Origin of the sequence: Vibrio jasicida CAIM 1864 = LMG 25398 (assembly GCF_000400365.1) — a bacterium.
Lineage (GTDB): Bacteria > Pseudomonadota > Gammaproteobacteria > Enterobacterales > Vibrionaceae > Vibrio > Vibrio jasicida.
This window is the reverse complement of sequence record NZ_BAOG01000072.1, coordinates 1-3,839: the sequence shown is the minus strand read 5'-3', so window position 1 is coordinate 3,839 and position 3,839 is coordinate 1. Positions and strand designations below refer to the sequence as shown.

The following is a 3,839-nucleotide window of genomic DNA, read 5'->3' as shown; positions in this document are numbered from 1 at the left end:
GGGCCGGACTTGAACCGGCACAACGCGAACGTCGAGGGATTTTAAATCCCTTGTGTCTACCAATTCCACCACCAGGGCAACGCAATCATGCGATGGCAACACCACCTGCTCTAGCGACCTGTGCCGCGAGAACGAGGCGTACTTTAACGGATTCAGATTTTAGATCAACAGATATTTTGTCTTTTTCATTCATATGGTTAAAAAGGCGACTCACATGCACAATCTACGATCATTTTGCGCAATTCATATACACAGCGAATGGCATCTTCCCTAATCCCGGTCTTGCTTGTACAAACAAAAAACTTCAAAACCCTCCTACATTGAATGAATACTGACGCAGTACTCTGCTTTCACTGGCCCTTGAGTAAAAACGCTTCGCCAACCTCTGTTCATTTCTCATCTTCATCTATTTTTCATATTTCACATCTAGAGTTTACGTTGACCAAGAGACAGAAAAATAATGTGAAGCCTTTAAAACGATATCAGTACGAACGCTACGCCGTCCTTTGTAATCTCGCCTACCCCAGAGTCTTTAAACAGACCCGCTATGGGTTTGATCCTAATGGGCAGCGCATCATTAAAAACGAGTTTGGCAAAACCATGGTCCGTGTTTTATGGAGCAAGAAGCGTACGGAAGTCGTCGTGGTAATTAAAGGTTCGCATAGCATGACCGATTGGTTGTTGAACTTCGCGATGTGGACACGCAGCTGCAAGCGCTTGGGGCTAAACTATCGAATCCATGCAGGCTTCTACCATTTGTTATTTCAAGAAAGTCAACCTTCTCGAAATGAAGATCGTCTTGGTTTGAGTGTAATTGAACGATTAGAAGCCACTATTGTACCTCTAATTCTACAAGGCAAGCGCATCACCATTACTGGGCATTCATCGGGCGGCGCAATTGGTAGCGTGTTTGCCGATTATATCGAAAGAAAGTACCCGAAAAGCATCAAACGTGTCGTGACATTTGGTCAACCAGCGATTGGTGATTGGACATTCAAGAAACGCTATCGTTTAAGCCACAAAACCTATCGAATCTGTTGCGACATCGATATTGTTACCTTTATGCCTCCGGTGCCTTTTCTCTACTGGCATGTGGGCAAAATGCTTTGGCTTTATAACGGTAGGATTTACGAGAACACACCAACGTTGATGCGGCTTGGACGCTCTTTGGTGAGTTGGTTGATACGCCCTTTTTCTTATCACTTGATGAGTAAGTACATTCGAAATAAAGACTTCTTTGATGAACGCTAATCTATTGCTTCGCCTTATCGGAGTTCAGGGGCAGATACAAAAAGAGCCAGTGTTAAACTGGCTCTTTCTTCTTGGTTCAGAATTACAAAGACGCAATTTCTTTATCAAGTTGGTATTTATTGTCAGTAACGATACGCTCTAATACTTCGACGCGCTGTTTGAGCTCTGCGACTTGCTTGTTCAAACCATTTCGCTCTTCTTCACTCATCTGATTGCGTTCAGAGATCTCTAACGCTTTTACTTCCTTACGATGGTTAAGAACCAGCTTAACGATACCACCACCAAATATTGCACTGAATACAATCGCAACAATCAAAACGTCAGCCATAGATTCCTTTCCTTAATCTGCCTACTGATAATGCTCAGGTATAAAGTTACGCATATGTTTCATGAATATCAAACAAGACATTAATTAAATGCGCGCTATTTTCGAAATCGGTCACACCTGCAATTCTATGAGCCTGATTATTTAACGCCGACCCAAACAGAAACCGAACCGCCGTTTACTGGGAACTCTGCCCAACCGTTGGCGTCCGTCCAGACTTCTTCGGTGCGAATACCTAACTTATCGACGTAACGCGTACTTGGTGAACCTGTGTACATCCATTTTGTACCGCCAGGGCCATCACTCATGATAACCGCCATTGAGTTCGGGTGTTCTGCATCCCCTTCTCGCGTCCAACCAATCACATCCCAATGATCAAGGTAAGAGTGCTGCTTGCCATAAGCATAATCTTTACGGGCTTTCACCAACTGCTCAATGTACGGCACTTTCACCATATTTATGTCGTGCCCTTTATCGCTGTATTGTGCGCCGTAGTAATCCGCGTAGAACACTGACGGATAACCTTCTTCACGAAGCAAAATGAACGCGTACGCAAGAGGCTTGAACCACCAGTCCACCGGAGACTCCAGCGCTTGCAGTGGTTGCGTATCATGGTTCTCGACCAATGTTACCGCTTTCACTGGGTTGTCCTTCATCAAGGTGCCATCCATGATTTGGCGCATATCGAAGTTGCCACCCGAGCGTGAAGCGCTATAGAAGTTCATGTGTAGCGGTGCATCACACAATGACATGCTGCCAGAAGTTTTAGTGATAAAGTTATGCAGGTTGTTCACGTCGTAGTTCCAGTACTCACCCACAGTAAACAGCTCTTTGCCTGTCTTCCAACGCAAGTAATCGATCCACTCTTGTAGGTACTGGTATTTGATGTGTTTAACCGCGTCCATTCGGAAACCATCCACACCCGTCATGTTTAGATACCACTCGCCCCAGTCTTTCAGCTCTTGCTTGACTTCTGGGTGGTCCATGTCTAAATCTGCGTACATGAGGTAGTCGTAGTTGCCTTTTTCAGAACTGACTTCCCAATCCCATGCTTTGCCGTCACCTTTGAATTTGAAGATCGCTTTTTCTTTACCTGCGTCATCCCAGTCGACCCCGTCAAAGTGATACCACGTCCAATGAAAGTCTGAGTATTTATCGTTACGTCCTGGGAAGCTAAATTCGACCCAAGCTTCAATCCATTTGTCGCCGAGTTCAATGTTTCGGTTGTTCCAATCGACTCGCTTGGTGTCGACCCACGATTTACCATCCGCACCGCCACGATGGTTAAACACCACATCACCATAAATTTGAATGTTGTTTGCGTGTGCCGCGTTAACAGCATCGAGGTATTGGTCTTTGGTGCCGTACTTGGTTCGTACCGATCCTTTTTGATCAAACTCGCCTAAGTCATACATATCGTAAACACCATAACCTACGTCATTGCTACCACCGGCACCTTTGTAGGCAGGCGGCAGCCATAACGCGGTAAAGCCGTTGTCAGATAATGCTGGTGCGTTGTTTTCAACTTGTGTCCAGAGTGTGCCATCATTTGGCACATACCAATGGAAATACTGCATCATGGTTCCATTTTGTGCCGCCATAACCGGCGAACTGAGCAGCAAAGTTAAAGGTAAAAGTGTGGGTTTAAGGTTGAATGTTTTCATTATTTTTCTCTCACGTTTTAGGACGAAGCCCGAACTTAGAGAGCCGCAAGACGGGTAGAAGAAATCCAACTAACCGTCTGTTGTACAACAAAAAGTTCGGACTACAATCGTGGAGAAATTATCACCAATCACCCTCTACAATTATTGAGATGTGTAACATTTATAAAATCAATAACTAATTGAGTGCAATTATTGAATCCCGATCAAATAATCAGGGAGGAGATAATAAGTAAACAGCAGAAAGAGGGATTAAAGCGCGTCGATTTCATTGCGCTAAAACGAAGAAAGCCCGTCATAATGACGAGCTTTCGAAAAGAATGGAGGCGCCTCCCGGAGTCGAACCGAGGTCCACGGATTTGCAATCCGCTGCATAGCCACTCTGCCAAGGCGCCTTACCGAATTGTTGTTCTCTGAGATTATTTAATCTCACTTTATGAGAGATGGTTCTCCGACCGGAATTGATGGTCCGACACTCGGTCGGTCAACTCGACGGTGGGATATAAAATCCACACACTCAATTTGCGGATGGTGCCCCGGGCCGGACTTGAACCGGCACAACGCGAACGTCGAGGGATTTTAAATCCCTTGTGTCTACCAAT

3 protein-coding genes and 1 tRNA gene are annotated in these 3,839 nt (G+C 45.2%); 1 reads left to right on the top strand and 3 read right to left on the bottom strand.

Annotated elements, in window-relative coordinates; translation table 11 throughout:
• The first annotated feature begins 462 nt into the window (after positions 1–462).
• Complete coding sequence (locus VJL_RS20110; protein WP_038880870.1) at positions 463–1,251, top strand: lipase family protein; 789 nt, start codon at positions 463–465, stop codon at positions 1,249–1,251.
• 82 nt (positions 1,252–1,333) lie between these two features.
• Here VJL_RS20110 and VJL_RS20105 read toward each other — a convergent pair whose 3' ends face one another.
• The 3 genes from VJL_RS20105 to VJL_RS20095 all read right to left on the bottom strand — a co-directional run bounded on the left by VJL_RS20105 (position 1,334) and on the right by VJL_RS20095 (position 3,632).
• The gene (locus tag VJL_RS20105) at positions 1,334–1,579 is read right to left on the bottom strand and encodes a hypothetical protein (RefSeq protein ID WP_038874046.1); all 246 of its coding nucleotides are present in this window, start codon (positions 1,577–1,579) and stop codon (positions 1,334–1,336) included.
• A gap of 137 nt (positions 1,580–1,716) precedes the next feature.
• Positions 1,717–3,240 (bottom strand): alpha-amylase, encoded by a 1,524-nt coding sequence (gene amyS, locus VJL_RS20100; protein WP_038880868.1) that lies wholly within the window; start codon positions 3,238–3,240, stop codon positions 1,717–1,719.
• A gap of 318 nt (positions 3,241–3,558) precedes the next feature.
• Positions 3,559–3,632: transfer RNA gene (locus tag VJL_RS20095), tRNA-Cys, on the bottom strand.
• Positions 3,633–3,839: the final 207 nt, after the last annotated feature.

What these genes read in the sequence shown, in the direction of transcription:
- VJL_RS20105 (WP_038874046.1), bottom strand. Translation starts at nt 1,579, where the DNA reads ATGGCTGACGTTTTGATTGTTGCGATTGTATTCAGTGCAATATTTGGT.
- amyS (WP_038880868.1), bottom strand. Translation starts at nt 3,240, where the DNA reads ATGAAAACATTCAACCTTAAACCCACACTTTTACCTTTAACTTTGCTG.